The organism is Roseivirga seohaensis subsp. aquiponti, from assembly GCF_001267955.1.
In the GTDB taxonomy this organism is placed as follows: domain Bacteria; phylum Bacteroidota; class Bacteroidia; order Cytophagales; family Cyclobacteriaceae; genus Roseivirga; species Roseivirga seohaensis.
Genome location: NZ_JSVA01000017.1, coordinates 71873 through 91127, shown reverse-complemented (window position 1 = coordinate 91127; position 19255 = coordinate 71873). Strand labels below are relative to the sequence as shown.

Here is a 19255-nt window from a genome sequence, read left to right as displayed (position 1 = left end):
TTTTACCAACCTGTTCTATACTCTCGTTTTACGTATTGATTGGCTTCATCAAAATTGGTAACCCTCATGTTTTTAGCATCCCAATGCAACCTCTTTCTGCCATGGTATTTTGTGCCACCCCAGAAACCTTGGTTTTTTGCATTTGGGTCAACTTCAAAATATGCTTTTAAGGCAAGGTTTCCTATAAGAATACTTTCAGTGAATGGCCCAGCATAGTCAAATGAAGAACTTGTTTCAGCGTTTCCGTATCCAGCTATACAGGCGTTTACCCACTGTAAATAGTGTCCTTCAGGAACTCTAGCAATAGTTTCTTTTACCGATACCTGCTCGTTTAATGATAGAGGGAGTAATCTCGGGTTAGCACCATAACAATCCGCTAAAAGCTTTCCTTTAGTACCTATAAAGAGTACTCCACCATCCCAATTACCAAATGCTTCATCATCACCAAGCTCTTCTGGTCTTTCGGGCATTATGCCTCCATCCATCCAAGCCACTTTTATATTTCCTTTACCATCTGTTCTTGGGTAGTTTAAATGAATTTTACTTGCCGTAGGAAAGCTTTTTGGGAAATCGAGTGTTTCAAAATTAGCTTTGAAAGCATCAACAGCGCTACATTCTACTTGGTCTGGATATAGAATTGGTAGAATTCTATACACAGGATCCATAATATGACAGGCCATATCTCCTAATGCGCCAGTTCCAAAATCTGACCAGCCTCTCCAGTTAAAAGGTAAGTAAGCATCATTGTAGTCGCGTTTTTCGGCAGTGCCCAGCCATAAATCCCAATCTAATTCTTTCGGAATATTATCTTTTCGGGTAGGCGTTGCCAGTGCCATAGGCCAAATGGCTCGGTTTGTCCAGCATTGCACGGTATGGACTTCGCCAATTAATCCGGCATCATAGTATTCTTTCATCTTCCGAACACCATCTCCCGAAGCGCCCTGATTTCCCATTTGGGTAACTACCTTGTACTTTCGAGCAGCTTCTGTCAATTGCCTAGCTTCAGCAATATCGTGGGTAAGGGGTTTTTGAACATAAACATGTTTGCCTAACTCCATAGCCGCCATGGCCTGCACCGCGTGCATATGGTCTGGAGTAGAGACGGACACAGCATCAATGCTGTTTTTGTTTTCTTCCAGCATTTTGCGGTAGTCTTTGTACATTGGCGCATCTGGGAAATTCTTTACAGACTCCTTAGTACTTCTCTCGTCTACATCACAGAGGTAAGCTATTTTTACATTTGGGCTTTTGGCAAAAGAGGCTAAATCACTTGTGCCTTTTCCTCCTGCTCCAATCCCTGCTATATATAAAGTATCGGAAGGCGCTACAAAGCCTTTGCCTAATACATGTCGTGGAACGATAGTAAATGCGGCTCCTGCAAAGCCTAATGTTTTAATAAAGTTTCTTCGGGTGGTAGAGGTTGAGGGCTCCTTTTTTTCTTCGTTAGCTGACATAATTAAGGTTTATATCTAAAAAGTATATTTTGAATCCCTTGAATTTATGAAATCGAATTGAAATTGACTAAATGATTGTACAACATTGTTTAAATAGAAAGCCGAGATTTGGGAGTTAAACAAAACAAAAAAGGCAGCTTCAATGGCTGCCTTTATACATATTTAGGGTAAAACCTTATTTTATTTCTATTAGAGTATTCTTTTTGTCTTCATCCATTATTTTATACTGGGTCTGATTCAGGATGAAAATATTCTCACTTGTTTCAAGTATTTCGTTTGAGGCACCAGTGAAATAGATAATCCCTTTGTCGAATTTTTTTGTTTTATGCTTGCCTTTTTTTAACTCACCTATGGTAATGTTTTCAACTATTTCACCTTGACCATAAGCATTAAGCTTTACATCGAATTTCGCTCTAATTTGCCCGTTTGGGAAGTACTCGGTAAAGTTGCCATATAATTTACTCATATAATAGCTGCGCTCACTTTTGACTTCGCCATCAGGGAAAAACTCTTTGGCTACACCATTTAATCGGCCATCTAGTACGGCATATCGAAATTTCAATGTTTCGTTCTCGTAGTAATCTACAATGTCGCCATTAAATATCTTGTCTTTAAAAAAGTAGACTCCATCCTTATATTCAATTTCGTTAATCCTCACAGAATCAGCTAGTTTCTCATTATTGAATGAGGTAAACGATATTAAGAAAGTTAAAACGAAGGTTGCTATTTTCATGTAGTGGTTATGTTAGTTTGCTTCAAAACAATTTCAAAGATACTTTACTATAAAAATCAAGCCAAACTTTAGCGAAAATCTTTTTGAATAATTTTGTCATTTCTTTTCACATACAGTGTTTCGAAATAATGAATGTCAATAATTGCTAGACAGTAATTAAAATGAAAGGGTTGGAATGGAGTTAAATTATTAAGGCAAAACACTATCAGTTTCTGATTCTATTTAGAGCTTACACTTGAGTGATACTAGAAATGTGTAATTTCGCCTGATTTCTGAAATTCAAATATTACTCTTCTTGAAAACGAAAACCTTACTTGTTACTTTACTCATTTTGGTTGTGTCTGGGGCAGTCGGCTACATCTATTTTTTTGAGAAGGATGGCGACACCGAAATACAAAAATTGATACCAGCCAATAGTCTCGCATTAATAACAATCGACAATGTTTCGAACGCTATCGATGAGTATTCAGATTTTCCATGGTGGGACGAAGCCAGTTCTTTGCCTTTTATCAATGCGCTCACCGAAGCCAATACTAAAATCGATTCATTGGTAAGGGCTGGAGTGTTACAGTCTAAAATCAATGAAAACCCTGTTTATGTGTCTTTTCATTTGACTTCAAATAACAGCATCGAACCGCTTTTCTTCATTGGTTCAGATGGTTTTGAATGGTTGCCTACAAATATTAAGAAACTCGCTAATCTATGGTTCAATAAGGAATTACTATTTGAAAGCCGAATATTTAACGAGAAACTCATTTATGAAGCCGAAGTACAGCAGTCTAAATGGGGTTTTATAAGCTTGGGTAATTATCTGGTGATTTCTACAAATTCAGTTTTGCTAGAAGATGTAATACGTGCTGAAGAAGATGAATCTAACCGACTGATTAAATCGGAAATGAAGGTTGATGAAAACCAAAAAGGAGTGAATTTATTACTCAATACAGACCGAATTGGAAGGCTCAAAAATGTGTTTACAAGTAATACGGAGCCTTCTCGAAATCAACTAAAAGGACTGATAAATATTACCGTTGAGCCGTCAAATGAAGGACTTACTTTTAATGGTATTAGTGTTACAGGACAAGATTTAGATCAGCGTTTGCCTTCCAATGCAATTGTTAATGTTGAAAATTTCATACCTAGTTCTGCAAGTTTTGTTCGTTGGTTTGGTGTCGAAGAAGGCCAGAATTCTTCGCTGAATGGCTTTGATATTGCTTCTTTTCAAAAGCTTCAAAATTCTGAAGTGTGCGAGGTGAATATTGTACTTGGAGCAAATACCATGTCTCAGGTGCTTTTATCTGAGGTTGCTGATGTACCAGAAATATCGAAAATGCTTGAAGATATTTCGAAAGCCAGCAGGGCAGAAGGTGACACCTTGTTTACCGAAAGTTTTATTAATAACGAGATTAGGTTTGTGAACGATGCCCAGTTTTTAGGGAAAGCCTATGGAGAGCGATATATGAAATCGGGCAAGCCATACTATGCATTTTTCAATAATGTAATGTTGATTAGCGATAATATTGATGCACTAAAAACGGTTTTAATTGATTACGATGCCGAAAACACATGGGGGCGAATTCCTGAAAAAAGAAGGTACTTAGATAACCTAGTTCAAGAAGCCAACATTACACAACTCAATAATTTTGAATACTATTTAGACCCGCTCGTTAATTCCTTTAACCCTAAATGGAAAGCCTTTTTTAAAGAGCATATTCAATTGTTTTCTTCATTCGATAATTTCAATTTTCAAATCAATGAGGCTTCTAATCGATTAATTGTGAGTGCAGAACTTACTTTTAACGAGTCGGTAAAAGGCACTGTAGCTCGAAATACCAATAGCAGTGCGGAGCCAGTCAGTCGCGAAGTTGGACTGAATTTAGTGACCAATACTTATGGAAACAGTAAGCTGATTACTAAGCCGTATATCGTTAAAAATCATGTCAATAATGAACAGGAAATCGCTTTCCAAGATGAGCTTCATCAACTCTATTTGGTAGATAGAACGGGCAATATTTTATGGAAGAAGCAACTTGAAGGAAAAATTAATGGAGCGATTGAACAAGTGGATTTCTATGCAAATCGTAAGCTTCAGTACCTGATTTTTACCGATTCCGCAGTTCATTTAATTGATAGAAATGGAGATGACGTAGAGGGTTTTCCTGTTCCATTTAATACGGAGCTTCCTGTGGTTCAATACTCAGTTGTGGATTACGATAACAGTAAAAACTATAGGTATGCTACTACCGATAGAAGAGGTAACGTTTATTTATTGAGTAAAGAAGGTGAAATGCTGGAAGGCTGGGCGCCAAAGGTGATAGGTTCTGCATTGCGTGCTGCACCAGAGCATGTTAGAATTAGGGGAAGAGACTGTTTTGTAGTTGTGGAGACTAACGGAAATGTGCATCTGTTGAATCGTAGGGGTGAAGAATACCCAGGTTTTCCTTACAATACCGACAAACGAATTTCTGGAGATTACTTTATTCAGCAAGGGCCATCGTTTAATGAGTCGTATATTAAAATTTTAAGTGAAGATGGAGAATTGCTCTCCCTTGATTTTAATGGAACTGTTAAAGGCCGAAATCAAATGGTTAAACCGTCAGTATCTAGTCGTTTTATAGCCGTAAGAGATAAGTTGAATACTGGGCTGTTAACTGTAAGAAAAGACAACAATCAGTTTACTGTGTTTGATGAAAAGGCGCAGCGCAAATTTGATCATGACTTTAAGGGCCAAGGAGATTGGGTTTTTGAATATTATAATTTCAGAAACGACAGTGAGCTATATGTTGCTCAAAATCTAGCCACTGGAGATTTGGTAATTCTAGATGATCAAGGCAAAGAGATATTTTCTAAAGAAGCTTTTTCTACAAATCCAGTGGGTATTCTCTACTATCAGAACAAAAGGGAGTATGAGCTTTTTGTTAATTTCGACAATCAAATGGCTATTTATACATTTACCAAATAGGTTAAATCACCATGAAATTAGTTTTTTCATTTCTATTACTAGTTGCAATTTCAGGAGTTTCAATTGCTCAAAACGACAGTTTGCCTGATCGTTTTAACTCTCCTTACGATGTCATTCTGAATCATCTTAAGTATTTGCAAGAGGATAATTACAATCCTGCTCAAGCCGCAAAATCTTTACGCCAAACCGATATGTCTCAAGAAGAAATTGAGAACGTGGCAGTAGAGCTAAAGCAAATATTTGATGGCTCTGGTAACTATGTTTATTTAGACGATGTTCCGAAAAATCCTGATTATTTAGACAGCGCCACCATGAAAAAGCGCTATGTGCTTTTTAGCGAGTTTCCAGATATTTATGTTCAAAAGGAAACAGAGGGTTGGTTCTATTCGGGTAAAACGGTTCAAAGTATTGACCTAATTCATAAGTCGGTTTATCCTTTTGGTACAGATCGCCTTTTGAATTTGTTGCCGAAATTAGGCTCTAAAAAGTACATTGGGCTACACATGTGGCAGTTAATCGGTGGTCTAATCATCATTACTGTTGCTTATGTATTGCATTTGCTACTCACAGTGCTATTGAGGGTTGTTATTTTCAGGCTGCTTCATAAGTACGGAAAGGTCGATTTGGCGAATAATCTCATATTGCCCGTGGCAAAACCTTTTAGTTTGGTTATTGTATTTGCTTTCGTAAGTATTCTAATTCCAACGCTACAATTACCAATCGCTATTTCTAAATACTTGATTTTAGGAGTAGGGGCATTACTTCCGCTTTTCGCTACCATGTTCTTTTATAAAATGGTGGATGTTTTGGGGGCGTACATGAAAAAAGTAGCAGAAAGAACACAAAACACCCTAGACGACCAATTGGTACCATTGGTGCGTAAGATTTTAAAAACATTTGTGATCTTGGTGGGAATCATGGCCATCCTTGATGGGCTTAAATTCGACATTTGGCCTTTAATCACAGGCTTGTCCATAGGAGGATTGGCAGTAGCCTTAGCTGCTCAAGATACCCTTAAAAACTTCTTTGGTTCTGTTATGATTTTCATTGACCGCCCATTTCAAATCGGAGATTGGATTACTTCTGATGATGTGGATGGAACAGTAGAGGAAGTAGGTTTCCGTTCTACGCGTATTAGAACTTTCAGAGATTCATTAATGTATGTGCCGAATAGTGTGATTTCTAACAGAACAGTAGATAATCATGGTAAACGTCAATACAGGAGGTACTTCACCAAGCTGGCCATTACATACGATACTCCAGCTGATTTAATCGAAGTGTTTGTGAAAGGGGTAGAGAAGATTGTTTTGAATCACTCTCATACTCGTAAAGATGCTTACAATATTTTCCTCAATGATTATGGAGCTTCTTCCTTAGATGTTATGCTTTATATTTTCTTTAAAGTGCCTACTTGGAATGAAGAATTAAGGTGCAGACAAGAGGTGATGTTAAGTGTAAATCGTTTGGCTGAAAAACTAGGGGTGAGGTTTGCCTTCCCAACACAAACACTTATGGTTGAACAATTCCCAGGAAAGCTATCTTTAACACCTAACTACAACCAGAGCAAAGAGGAAATGCACAAAGAAATGGAAGACTTCTTTGCTAAAAACGAAAACAGGGATGAAAAAGGAGATAAGCAATAAGTTTGGGACTAAGGCGGTTCATGCTGGAGTAAAACCTGACCCTGCTACAGGCGCCATCATGACACCCATTTATCAAACAACAACCTATGTTCAGCGTTCCCCAGGCGACAATTTGGGTTATGAATATTCAAGAACGCAAAACCCTACCCGATCTGCTTTACAAGAGAGTATTGCTGCGCTAGAGAATGCAAAATATGGCTTGTGCTTTGGCTCAGGAATGGCAGCAATCGATGCTGTAATCAAACTTTTAAGCCCAGGTGATGAAGTAATTGCTGGTGATGATCTTTATGGTGGAACCTATAGAATTTTCACTCAAGTATTCGCCAAGTATGGAATCAAATTTAATTTCATCTCTTTGGAAGATGTATCGAATATTGAAAAGCATATTACTCCAAATACTAAATTAATTTGGATAGAGACGCCTACAAACCCTATGATGAACATTATTGATATCAAAGGAGCTGTGGCAATTGCCAATAAATATAAGGTTATGCTAGGGGTGGATAACACCTTTGCAACCCCTTACCTTCAGAATCCATTGGATTTAGGTGTAGATATTGTAATGCATTCGGCAACTAAATACTTATCGGGTCACTCAGATGTAGTGATGGGTGCTTTGGCTACTAATAACGATCAGTTAGCTAAAGATTTGGCCTTTATTCAAAAGTCCTGTGGAGCTGTGTGTGGCCCGCAAGATTCATTTTTAGTGTTAAGGGGAATCAAAACTTTGCATTTGCGTATGCAAAGGCATTGCGAGAATGGCGAGAAGGTGGCCACGTATTTGGCTGCTCACCCGAAAATAGGCAAGGTATACTGGCCTGGTTTTGAAAGTCACCCAAACCATGAGGTTGCAAAAGAGCAAATGACAGGTTTTGGCGGTATGATTTCTTTCGTTTTTAAAGAGGATAATCAACAGCAAGCTTTTAGAGTATTAGAAAGGTTGAAATTATTTGCTTTAGCCGAATCTTTAGGCGGTGTAGAGTCGTTATCTAACCATCCAGCTACAATGACTCATGGGGCCGTTCCTAAGGAAGAAAGGATGAAAGTTGGACTGTTGGATTCATTAATTCGATTAAGTGTTGGAATTGAAGATATAGAAGATTTGATTAAAGATTTAGAGCAAGCCTTGGCTTGACCAAATATTATATCAGTGAAATGGCCTGCTTCAAGCAGGCTTTTTTGTTAGTAGTACTTGATTCGGAATATTATTCTGTTAATACTTCTTAATATGCGGGTAATAAAAATATTATACTTTTTTTCAGCCAAATCATAAACTTTTGTTGACCTTTGTCGTCATATAGAGAGTAAGAAAAAACAACAAACAAACAGATAATTCTTACGATCTGACACTTAAGTGAAAAAGAGTAGAAAAGTGAAGAAAAAAACAGAAAAACAACAAACACAGGTCATGAAACAAGCATTAAAAAAACAAAAAACGCTGTCCGCCTTTGTGGCATTTGGTTTAGCAGCAGTAATTACGCTTTTCGCAGCTTCAAATTCATTTGGAGTTCCTTCTCACGAAGACATTTCAGACATCGATGCTAGAGTTGATATGGAGCTTTTAGCAGAGGCAGTTGCTGAAATTGAAAAAGACATGTACTCATTCGATTTCGAAGTTGACGACATTAGACACATTAAGGTGTTCAACGCTGATAATAAACTTGTAGGTGAGGTGTCATTAAAAGGTAATGAAGTAATTGAGGATAAAGACTTACAGGTACTTGTAAATCGCTCAGAGTTCCTTTCGAACTACGGCACTACCGCTATTTATAGAATTTCAGAATAAAGTTAGTAGTATATTTAAACATAGTTTAAAAGCTAACCAACTGGTTAGCTTTTTTTGTTTGTAAAGCGTAGGTTTATAGATAGTTGTGTCAAGCTAAGGCTCGTTTTAAGTAAGGGGTTAGGCTTCATTTCATACTCTACACACAAGTATTTTCTTTAGATATTCAATTGCTTACTCTTTATTAATTAAGAGAGTAATACTCTTTAGATGTCCTTTCTTTGAAAGATTATATGGTTAGTCTTTTAAGTATATTCAGGTGTTTCCATTCATATAAAATGTGAATTGATATCTCAGTTTTTCATTTGTTGTTTTTATCTTTTGCTCATGAGCAAACCGTCAAAAATATATGACGGAGAACAAAAACCACAACTATGAACAGATTAAAAACTACTATCAACCATTTTGGCTTGTTGGTTCTTATCGGTTTGGTGTTTTTTGCCTTTGATACGCAAGCGCAAAGAAACCGAAAGAATTCACCGCCACCACCGCCTAAACAAGACCTTCAGGCACAAATTTACAACGATATTCAATGGCGCTCCATAGGCCCTTTTAGGGGAGGGAGAGCCTCTTCAGTTACTGGTGTTCCAGGTAAACCGAACCTCTATTATATGGGAGCCACCGGAGGAGGTGTTTGGAAAACAGAGAACGGAGGAGAAACCTGGGCGAATATTTCTGATGGTTATTTCGGTGGTTCTATTGGAGCTGTTGCGGTAAGCGAATCAGACAATAAGGTGATTTATGTAGGGCAAGGAGAGCAAACTGTTAGAGGTAATGTATCTTCTGGGTTTGAAGGCATGTGGAAGTCTACAGATGCTGGTAAAACATGGCAGAACATTGGTTTGAAAGACGGAATGCATGTGGGACGTATTAAGATTCACCCAGAAAACGCTGATATCGTTTGGGTAGCAGTTATGGGCGATTTGTTTAAATCGTCTGAAACGAGAGGTGTTTATAAAACTACCGATGGTGGTAAAAACTGGAAACGTGTATTGTTTGCAAATAACGATGCCGGAGCGGTAGATATAAGCCTTGACCCGAATAACCCTGATTTTATGATGGCCAGTACATGGAGAGTGAGAAGAACACCGTATAGCCTCACTTCAGGAGGAGAAGGTTCGGCAATCTATAAGTCAACCGATGGTGGTGAAACTTGGACGAACATCATAGAAAACCAAGGTATGCCAAAAGGTCCAATTGGAATTAGCGGTGTTGCTATTTCTCCAGTAAACCCTAGTCGTGTTTATGCAATGATTGAAGCCAATGATGGTGGAGTGTATCGTTCAGATGATGCTGGCGAAACTTGGAGAAAAGTTAACTCAGATAGAGGCTTACGCCAAAGGGCATGGTACTACACACGAATTTATGCAGATACCAAAGATGTTGACAAACTATATGTATTGAATGTAGCTTACCATACTTCAACCGATGGAGGAAGAACTTTTAGAGGTCGAAATGCACCTCATGGAGATCACCATGATTTATGGATTGCTCCTGAAGACAATCAAAGATTAGCCATAGCCGATGATGGAGGAGCGCAAGTTTCTTTCAATGGAGGAGATGCTTGGTCTACTGATAACAATCAGCCTACGGCTCAATTTTATAGAGTGACTACCGATAACCATTTTCCTTACAGAATTTATGGTGCACAGCAAGATAACTCTACAGTAAGAATTAACCACAGGTCTTTTGGTGGTGCAATTACCGACAACGATTGGGAAAGCACTGCCGGAGGTGAAAGTGCTCATTTAGCGCCAGACCCAAAGAATCCAGAGATTGTTTATGGAGGTAGTTATGGTGGGCTTTTAATTCGTCAAGATCACGCTAAAGGAATAAGCAGAAATATAAATGCTTGGCCAGATAACCCAATGGGGCATGGTGCAGAAGATTATAAGTACCGTTTCCAATGGAACTTCCCAATTGTATTCTCTCCAAATAACCCGAACAAGCTTTATACAGCTTCTAACCATTTACATGCCTCTACAAATGAAGGGCAAAGTTGGGAATTGATTAGTCCGGATTTAACAAGAGCAGAACCAGACAAGCTGGGTAAATCAGGTGGGCCGATTACTTATGACGATACATCTGTGGAGTATTACGCAACCATTTTTGCGGTTACTGAATCGCCTTACGAAAACGACTTGATTTGGACAGGTTCTGATGATGGTTTAATTCATGTAACCAGAGATGGAGGGAAAAACTGGGAAAATGTAACTTCACCAGACATGCCTAAATACTTAATGATCAATAGTATTGATGCTGATCCATTCGTGAAGGGTGGTGCTTATGTAGCTGGAACACAATACAAATTAGGGGATTACCAGCCTTATCTATATAGAACAAAAGATTACGGCAAAACATGGACGAAAATCACCACAGGTATTCCAAAAGATTACTTCACAAGGGTAGTTAGAGCCGATCCTAAGCGTGCAGGATTACTTTATGCAGGAACAGAACGCGGTATGTTCATTTCTTTTGACGATGGAAACTCTTGGAAACCTTTCCAAATGAATTTACCAATTGTGCCTATTACCGACCTCACCATTAAAGATGATAACCTAATTGCGGCTACTCAAGGTAGGGCGTTTTGGATGATCGATGATTTGACAATTATTCACCAGCTTTCAGATGAAGTAGCTTCCAAATCAGTACACATGTTCAAACCAATGGACGCTTACAGAATTGGTGGAGGTTTCCGATTTGGTAGAGGAGGCGGATCGGGCGGTGATGCCAGTCTGCTTTATGGTGAAAACAAACCAGGTGGTGCGGTAATCTATTACAACGTGAAAGAAGCATTAGCGAAAGGCACTAAAGTTTCTATGGAAATTTACCGTAATGGTGAAAAAATTGAAACCGCTACTCTTAGACCAGAAGTTGGGTTGAACTCTTACAACTGGAATATGATGTTCGAGAATGCTGAGAACTTCGAAGGCAATATCATGTGGGCTGCATCGCTTCGTGGTCCAATGGCGCCTCCAGGAGAATATACCGCAAAGTTGATTGTAGGAGATGAGGTACAAGAGCAAAAGTTTAAACTTTTGGCCGACCCTCGTTATGGCTCAACAGATGAGGAATTGGTTCGTCAGTTCGATTTCTTAATTACCGTTAGAGATAAACTGACTGAAACGCACAGAGCGATTAAAGACATAAGAGAAGCAAGGTCTCAAATGAATGACCTCATGTCTAAAATCAAAGGTGAAGATCGCTATAAAGAAGTAGTAGAGGCAGGTAAAGCCTTAATGGAGAAAATGACAAAGATTGAAGAAGCGCTTTATCAAACCAAAAATGAATCAGGTCAAGATCCTCTGAACTTCCCAATTAGGTTAAACAACAAGCTTGCTGCATTAAATGGCGTAGTCGGAAGCGGACATTACCCACCAACAGCTCAGGCGGAAGAAGTTCGTGTTGAACTTACCAAGCAAATAGATGCTGAATTGGCCAAGTTGAAAACCATCATGCAAACTGATTTACCAGCCTTTAATGATTTAGTAAAGCAGAAGTCTGTTGATGCTATTGTGATTAAAAAGAAGTAATGCAAACAAGACGTTTTTCCGTCTTCATTACCATATTTGAAAATTAAACCCGTTATTTATTGACGGGTTTTTTTATTAATTTTTGAAATAGTTATTTTTATCAACAGAAAACAACGCTTATGAAAAAGATATTAATGCTAATGCTGTGTTTTGGATTATTCGCTCCATTTGCGGTGAGTGCTACCGATGTTAAACCTGATGAAGTAAAGGTGGCCAAAAACTTTATTATTGTAGTAGGACAGTATCCAGCCAAAAGCAATGCTGACGATTTGCTTAAAAAAGTAAAACCTGACTATAAAGATGCGGGTATTTTTTACGATGATGCTGAAAAGAAATACTACGTGTATATCGAAACCTATTACTCTAAATCTGGTGCAGACTATGCCGTTTGGTGGATGAAGAAAAACCGTCCAACATTACCTAAAGTATGGGCAAAGACCATCGAAGTTGAGTAATCGTACTAATTATTAATTTCTTTTTTAAATAATCATCAGATACAAAGGTCAAGTTTACGCTTGGCCTTTTTTATTTACAAGAAAATAAATTCATCAAAAATTACCGGTCAACGCTAAACTACTTGATTTCGAGTGATTTAAATTGCTAGCTTTATTCTCTGAAATTAACTTATTCTATGAAAACATTATTGAAACATCGACTTGTAGCATTCTTGTCGCTCGTGTTTATTCTTTCCGCCTGTACTGGTGGGGTTGAAGAGCAGGAGAGTACAGAATTTAAATTGAACTATGAAAAATTCACACTAGACAATGGGCTAGAGGTGGTCGTTCATAAAGATAATTCTGACCCTAAAGTGGCAGTAGCGGTATTGTATCATGTAGGTTCTAACCGCGAAAAACCTGGAAAAACTGGCTTTGCTCACTTTTTTGAACACATGCTTTTCCAAAATTCAGAAAACGTAGGGGCAGGTAACTTTATTAAAAATGTAAACGACTTAGGAGGAACTTTCAACGGAGGAACCTGGACTGACGGAACTATCTACTATGAAACAGTGCCAAGCGATGCTTTAGAGCAAATGCTTTGGATGGAATCTGATAGAATGGGCTTTTTCATCAATACCGTTTCTGACTGGGGACTTGAAAACGAAAAGCAAGTAGTAAAGAATGAAAAAAGACAAGGGGTAGACAACAGGCCATATGGTCACAAAGAATATGTAAAACTAAAAAATCTTTACCCAGAAGGGCACCCTTATAGCTGGGATGTGATTGGAAGCTTAGAAGATTTGCAAAATGCTACCGTAGCCGATGTGAAAGAGTTTTACGACAAGTGGTATGGCCCAAACAATGCAACTTTAGTGATTGCTGGCGATGTGGATGAAGCTGAGGTTAAAACACTTGTAGAAAAATACTTTGGCGAATTTGAGCCAAGAGCTGAAGTAGAGGTAATAGAGCCGCAACCTGCTGTTCTTGACCAAACTAAATTGTTTTATCACGAAGATAAATTCGCTAATCTTCCTGATTTAGAAATGACATGGCCAACCGTAGAACAATATCACCCAGATTATTGGGCTTTAAATATGCTTGGGCAAGTATTAACTGATGGAAAAAAATCTGCTTTGTATAAGGTGGTTGTTGAAGAGAAGAAGTTGGCACCTGGCGTTTTTGCTTATAATTCCTCAGCAGAAATCGCTGGAACATTTTCGATTGGGGCTAGAGCTTTTGATGGCGTGAATTTGAATGATTTAAGAGCTGCAATTTTTGAAGGTTTAAAGAGGTTTGAATCGGAAGGTTTTTCTGACGCTGACTTAACAAGAATAAAAATTGGTCAAGAAACAGGGTTTTACAACGGAATGTCAAGTGTGTTTGGTAAGGCATCTTCTTTAGCCAATTATAATACTTTTGCTGGCGATCCCGGTTTTATTGTTGAAGACTTAAAGAAATCTCAAAGTGTAACTCGAGAGGAAATCATGAAGGTGTACAATAAGTACATTAAAGATAAAAACTACTTGGCTACCAGTTTTGTACCAGTAGGACAAAAAGAATTAGTATTGGACGGCTCAGAAAAAGCTTCAGTAGTAGAAGAGGCCATTGTTCAAGGAGCTGAAGACAATCCTTATGAGCAAGGGGTGACATTTGAGAAAACCGCCTCAAAAATTGATCGTAGTGTAGCACCTCCGTTAAAAGGAACGCTTAGTTTTGATCCTCCCAAGATTAATAATAGCAAGCGAGATAACGGAATGAAAGTATTCCATATTTATCAAGATGAGCTGCCAATGGTGCAGTTTAGCCTTAGAATTAAAGGAGGAATGTTCTTAGATGATCCAGCCAAGATTGGAACTGCCGCCTTGTTAGATAACATGCTAATGGAAGGAACTGCCAATAAAACTCCATTAGAACTTCAAGAGGCCATTGGGCAACTAGGCGCTAGAGTTAGTGTTTTTGCATCAAAAGAGTACATCACAATTAGTGGTAGTTCATTAGCTAAAAACTATGATCAAGTACTAGATTTAGTTGAGGAAGTTTTATTCGAGCCAAGATGGGATGAAGGAGAGTTTGACAGAGTGAAAAAATCCGCTTTAAACTCAATTCAGCAAAGTGCTGCAAACCCAAATGCCATTGCGTCAAATGTTTTCAATAAGGTGCTTTATGGAAAAGAGCACATCTTCGCTTATCCAACCTCGGGAACAACCGAAACGGTTAGCAATATTACCTTAGATGATTTGAAAGACTACTACAATAAGAACTTCTCACCATCATTGGCTTCGTTTCATTTTGTGGGCGCATTAGATGAGCCAACTGTTATGAATTCTTTGAAGAGATTCGATAAGTGGGAAGCAAAAGATGTAGAATTCCCTGAGTATGAAATCAAAACTGCAGACGAAGGTTCTAGAATATACTTTGTTGATTATCCAGATGCTAAACAGTCGGTGATTAATATTGGCACCATAAGCATGAATGGTGATAACGAAGATTTTGCTGCGGCTGAAGTGGCCAATTACCGTTTGGGAGATGGTTCAGGATCTATTCTTTTCAAACAACTGAGACTCGAAAAAGGATACACTTATGGTGCTTACTCTGGTTTTAGTAGAAATATGAATGGAGCACCGTTTACAGCATCTTCAAGTGTAAGAAGTAATGTAACAAGAGAGTCGGTTGATCTTTTCAAAGAAATACTTGATAACTACGGAAAGAACTTCTCACAAGAGGACATGGAAAACACCAGAACAACAATTTTGAGAAGCAACACGCAATCATATGAAACTCTTGGAAGCTTGGTAGGAATTCTTCAGAATATATCTACATACAACCTTCCAATGGACTACATTAAAAAGGATGAAGAAAGGTTAAAATCAATGACTTCTGAAGATGCTAAAGAGATCATTGGAGAATATATGAATCCAGATAAACTGATTTATGTGGTTGTGGGAGATGGTAAAACGCAATTGGACCTTTTGAAAAATACAGGTTTAGGAAAGCCAATTGTAGTCAATCCAAAAGACGAAAAGTTAGAACTTAAGAAGAAGTAAGTTTCCTCTTTAAGAACGGATACTAATACATTGAAAAGGCTTCCAGATTAATCTGGGAGCCTTTTTTTGTTAATACCGATGATCTTTGGTTCGCCCCGCTGGGGCTTGTTGTATGAAATTTGACGTTCGATTATCTACAAACGGATCACCCCGATGGGGTTTCATGATAATGTTAAATGATTTTTTGGGTTACTGATCTAATTCGCAAGATTAGGTAAAACCCGATTCGGAAATCCTTTTTTTTCTTAGCCTATGACCACTTTTTTAATGATTGTCTAATATTGAGATTGATTTCTTAAGCGATTGATTGGTTAATAGGTAAATAACTAGATGAGTAGCCTATGAATTTATTTCCTATTTAGCCCCCTCGCGGGGCAACCTATTCTTTATTTGTAACAGATGGATACCTGTAAAAAAGCCCCATCGGGGCGAACTGATTGTAGCACCAAGGCCAACCAATACCATTAAGCTCCGTAGGAGCGACCCTTCATTGATTGGTTACCTTCTCACAAATAACATTTGATAATTGCCTAAGAACATAGAACTTCGAACCGAAATATGAAATACTATATCATAGCAGGAGAGGCCTCGGGCGATATGCATGCTGCCAACTTAATGAAGCAGTTGAAAATGCGTGATTCCGATGCTTTTTTCAGGGTTTGGGGTGGCGATAAAATGCAAGCGGAAACCAATGAAATGGTGCGTCATTTTAAGGATTCCTCCTTTATGGGGATTTTCAACGTGCTTTGGAACATCAGAACCATCAAGAAAAACTTCACCCTCTGCGAAAATGATATCATGACTTTTAAACCGGATGTGTTGATTTTGATCGATAATTCGGGTTTTAATCTGCGTATTGCTAAATATGTACGGTTATCAAAACTTCCTACTAGAATTTACTATTACATTCTTCCACAAGCTTGGGCATGGAAACAAAAACGCGTACACACTATTCACCAATGGTGCCACAGGGTTTTTGCTATCCTTCCATTCGAAAAGGACTTTTATAAATCATATGGCTACGATGTAGACTATGTTGGCCACCCCATTTTAGATGCTTTAGCGCAGCGAAAACCTAGTTTGCTAGGTTCGGACGAGCTGATGAAGGAATTCAACCTTTCTGAAAAACCTATTATTGCCCTATTACCGGGCAGCAGAAAACAAGAAATAAAAACGAAGCTGCCTGCTATGCTCAAAGTGGTTGATCACTTTCCCGAGTACCAGTTTGTGATTGCGGGTTCAGAAACCATTGATTTGAGCTTTTACAAAACCTATTTGGATACCGAGGTGAAAATCATTTTCAATCGAACTTACGATATTCTGAATAATGCCACTGCCGCTTTGGTAACTTCTGGTACGGCCACTTTAGAAACAGCTTTATTTCGTGTACCACAGGTGGTGTGTTATAAGCCCGGCTATGTAACTTATCAGTTGTTATCACGAATTGTTAAAATCAAATATATCTGTATGGTCAATTTGATTTTAGACCGAATGGCCGTGCAGGAACTCATTGAAGGTGACCTTAATGAAAAACGTTTGGTCAAAGAACTGGGCCTGATTTTAGAAGGGGAGAAGCGCGCGAAAATGCTCAAAGATTATGATGAGCTAGAAGTCAAAATGGGCGGCTCAGGAGCTTCAGCCAGAACGGCTGAATTGATGTGGGAGGATGTTTGTAGATAACGAACACTCTGACTCTGGTTCAAATTAACACTATGCTCAAGCTTAAATAGCACACTTCATTTTTACGGGTATACCAAAGTGTTCTGACTCCATGACATTTGACTATGGCTGATATGATTTGCCTCATTGATTTTTGATTGAAATATCCTTATATCAAAGTTGAAAATCACATTTTTAGAAGTTATACAGCATTTATGTCTTTCTTTAGCTCTAGTAAAGAAAATTAAATCTAATTATTTGTTTAATAAGACTTCCGTCCATCACTATAAAGTGCCTTTAAAATAGCTATATCGACCGTTGGTTATTGTGTTGTTTTATGTTAATGAAAACTTAGAATAGTTTTATTAAGATCAATTATATATAAATGGAGTCTGATACTAGCAAGGTCTTAAAATGTCTATTAAAAGATAACTTTGAAAAACCTCCTTTTGAAGACTTCAAGTACGAACTTAACTCCCACCCTGATTTTCCAACTCTAAAATCTATTTCTGACACGCTTGAAAAATTTGGTGTCGAGAACGTTCCGGTGCGATTAAAGCCGAACGAATTAGAACAGTTTGACAGCCCTTTTTTGGCATATATTACATCTAAAGGCCAGAATGAACTGGCCTATGTGAAACCGTTGCAGGGTAAAAACATTCACCTTATAAGTGAAAGTTTAAAACCTAAAACTGAAAGTATCAATACCTTCTCTTCTAGCTTTACGGGAATAGCCGTTTTGCTTGATATTGAAAAGAGGACTCTTCCTCAGGCAAATTCTGCCAAATTAAAAGACAGGGTGCTTTTTAAATCAATATTAGCACTGACTTTGGTTTGTTTGTTAGGTTTCTTAGCAGTCAGTATTTATAATAATAGGGTTGAGCTGTTTTCAAGTGCTACTTCTGTAATTCTCATTATTACCAAATTTCTAGGACTTGTTCTTGCCACGGCACTAGTCATCAAAGATTTTGGTCAATCAGGCTCATTACTCGACAAGGTTTGCAAGTTGGGGAAGAAGTCAGATTGCAATACGGTATTGGAGAGCAAATATGCCACTGTTTATAGTTGGCTAAAGTGGGGCGACTTAGGGTTGATATATTTCCTTTCAAGCTTTTTATTGATGAGTATAGATAGTTTAGGAGTTGTAACAGTACTAACTTTAGTCACATTTCCGTATGTCATTATCTCGCTGTATCAGCAGGTTTTCCTGATCAAGAAGCTATGTCCTCTATGCTTGGGAGTACTCACTATTCTTACTACAGAGTTTGTTATGGGGTTAAGCTCAGCTTCCGACATATCCATCTCATTCACTCAATTTTTTGACTCTACATTCCTTATACTTATTACCGCAGTACTCTATCTAACAATCAAGTCCTTGACTCTCACCAATAGAGGCAAAAGGGCATTAGAGTACCGTTATAACCGCTTGAAAAGAATTCCTGAAGTAGTAAGCACAGTTGTGAAGAAGGAAAAAGCATTGATTCTTCCGGAAGGCATCCCAATGAATTATTTGTCATTTGGCAACCAAGATGAAAGCTCTCTCAAAGTTCAGGCTTTTCTAAGTCTGCATTGCGGCCATTGCGGAAGGCTTTTTAATGAGATTAATGAACTAATAAAGAGTGCCAAGAATCTAAATACAGAACTTTTTCTAAGTTTTGACCCAAAAGACATTGGACATTTAAAAACCATGGAAGAAATTCTTAAAGCATATAATTCTGACGAACCTGACAATGCTTGGGAAGGCATTCGGGTGTGGTATAATAAACGTGACAAAGCTAATAAAAGTTTGGACATCACTTATAAACCTTCAGAAGCATTAGAAAAACTATTCTTTACAACCCAATATCTGATGCGAGCCAACCGGATTTCTTCACTTCCTCAGCTTTATGTAGAGGGCTTTGAGAAATCACAGCATTATAAACTGAAGGAATACCTGGAGCATTCAGAAACTCTTAAAGGGTTAATCGATAAAAAAAAACAAAGCGAAATGATCATTAATACATAGGTACT

General features: G+C 38.1%; 11 protein-coding genes. 9 read left to right on the top strand and 2 right to left on the bottom strand.

Annotated elements, in window-relative coordinates; translation table 11 throughout:
- Positions 1-2 precede the first annotated feature (2 nt).
- Positions 3-1454, bottom strand: coding sequence for a Gfo/Idh/MocA family protein (locus tag OB69_RS14560; protein ID WP_053224481.1), 1452 nt, complete (start codon positions 1452-1454; stop codon positions 3-5).
- Positions 1455-1629: 175 nt separating this feature from the next.
- Entirely contained in the window at positions 1630-2187 is a 558-nt protein-coding gene (locus OB69_RS14555; RefSeq protein ID WP_053224480.1) for a toxin-antitoxin system YwqK family antitoxin, read from the bottom strand.
- A gap of 295 nt (positions 2188-2482) precedes the next feature.
- Between OB69_RS14555 and OB69_RS14550 the strand changes: the two genes are divergently transcribed.
- The 9 genes from OB69_RS14550 (at position 2483) to OB69_RS14510 (ending at position 19250) form a co-directional block, all read left to right on the top strand.
- Positions 2483-5146, top strand: coding sequence for a hypothetical protein (locus OB69_RS14550; protein ID WP_053224479.1), 2664 nt, complete (start codon positions 2483-2485; stop codon positions 5144-5146).
- Between the two features lie 11 nt (positions 5147-5157).
- Positions 5158-6789, top strand: a complete 1632-nt coding sequence (locus OB69_RS14545; protein WP_071426794.1) for a mechanosensitive ion channel family protein — start codon at positions 5158-5160, stop codon at positions 6787-6789.
- On the top strand, positions 6767-7924 hold the full coding sequence (locus OB69_RS14540; RefSeq protein WP_053224477.1) for a trans-sulfuration enzyme family protein: 1158 nt from the start codon (positions 6767-6769) through the stop codon (positions 7922-7924). The genes OB69_RS14545 and OB69_RS14540 overlap by 23 nt, the downstream gene beginning before the upstream one ends.
- A 273-nt stretch (positions 7925-8197) precedes the next feature.
- A complete protein-coding gene (locus tag OB69_RS14535; protein WP_141655438.1) occupies positions 8198-8575 on the top strand; it encodes a hypothetical protein in 378 nt (125 codons plus the stop codon).
- 371 nt (positions 8576-8946) lie between these two features.
- The gene (locus tag OB69_RS14530) at positions 8947-12105 is read left to right on the top strand and encodes a WD40/YVTN/BNR-like repeat-containing protein (protein WP_053224475.1); all 3159 of its coding nucleotides are present in this window, start codon (positions 8947-8949) and stop codon (positions 12103-12105) included.
- 119 nt (positions 12106-12224) lie between these two features.
- Positions 12225-12560, top strand: a complete 336-nt coding sequence (locus OB69_RS14525) for an SPOR domain-containing protein (RefSeq protein ID WP_053224474.1) — start codon at positions 12225-12227, stop codon at positions 12558-12560.
- A 176-nt stretch (positions 12561-12736) separates the two neighbouring features.
- A complete protein-coding gene (locus OB69_RS14520; protein WP_053224473.1) occupies positions 12737-15586 on the top strand; it encodes a M16 family metallopeptidase in 2850 nt (949 codons plus the stop codon).
- 558 nt (positions 15587-16144) lie between these two features.
- Positions 16145-17266, top strand: coding sequence for a lipid-A-disaccharide synthase (gene lpxB / locus OB69_RS14515; protein ID WP_053224472.1), 1122 nt, complete (start codon positions 16145-16147; stop codon positions 17264-17266).
- Positions 17267-17630: 364 nt separating this feature from the next.
- Positions 17631-19250, top strand: coding sequence for a vitamin K epoxide reductase family protein (locus OB69_RS14510; protein WP_053224471.1), 1620 nt, complete (start codon positions 17631-17633; stop codon positions 19248-19250).
- Positions 19251-19255 lie beyond the last annotated feature (5 nt).

What these genes read in the sequence shown, in the direction of transcription:
- OB69_RS14560 (WP_053224481.1), bottom strand. Translation starts at nt 1,454, where the DNA reads ATGTCAGCTAACGAAGAAAAAAAGGAGCCCTCAACCTCTACCACCCGA.
- OB69_RS14545 (WP_071426794.1), top strand. Translation starts at nt 5,158, where the DNA reads ATGAAATTAGTTTTTTCATTTCTATTACTAGTTGCAATTTCAGGAGTT.
- OB69_RS14520 (WP_053224473.1), top strand. Translation starts at nt 12,737, where the DNA reads ATGAAAACATTATTGAAACATCGACTTGTAGCATTCTTGTCGCTCGTG.
- OB69_RS14555 (WP_053224480.1), bottom strand. Translation starts at nt 2,187, where the DNA reads ATGAAAATAGCAACCTTCGTTTTAACTTTCTTAATATCGTTTACCTCA.
- OB69_RS14525 (WP_053224474.1), top strand. Translation starts at nt 12,225, where the DNA reads ATGAAAAAGATATTAATGCTAATGCTGTGTTTTGGATTATTCGCTCCA.
- OB69_RS14510 (WP_053224471.1), top strand. Translation starts at nt 17,631, where the DNA reads ATGGAGTCTGATACTAGCAAGGTCTTAAAATGTCTATTAAAAGATAAC.
- OB69_RS14540 (WP_053224477.1), top strand. Translation starts at nt 6,767, where the DNA reads ATGAAAAAGGAGATAAGCAATAAGTTTGGGACTAAGGCGGTTCATGCT.
- OB69_RS14530 (WP_053224475.1), top strand. Translation starts at nt 8,947, where the DNA reads ATGAACAGATTAAAAACTACTATCAACCATTTTGGCTTGTTGGTTCTT.
- OB69_RS14535 (WP_141655438.1), top strand. Translation starts at nt 8,198, where the DNA reads ATGAAACAAGCATTAAAAAAACAAAAAACGCTGTCCGCCTTTGTGGCA.
- lpxB (WP_053224472.1), top strand. Translation starts at nt 16,145, where the DNA reads ATGAAATACTATATCATAGCAGGAGAGGCCTCGGGCGATATGCATGCT.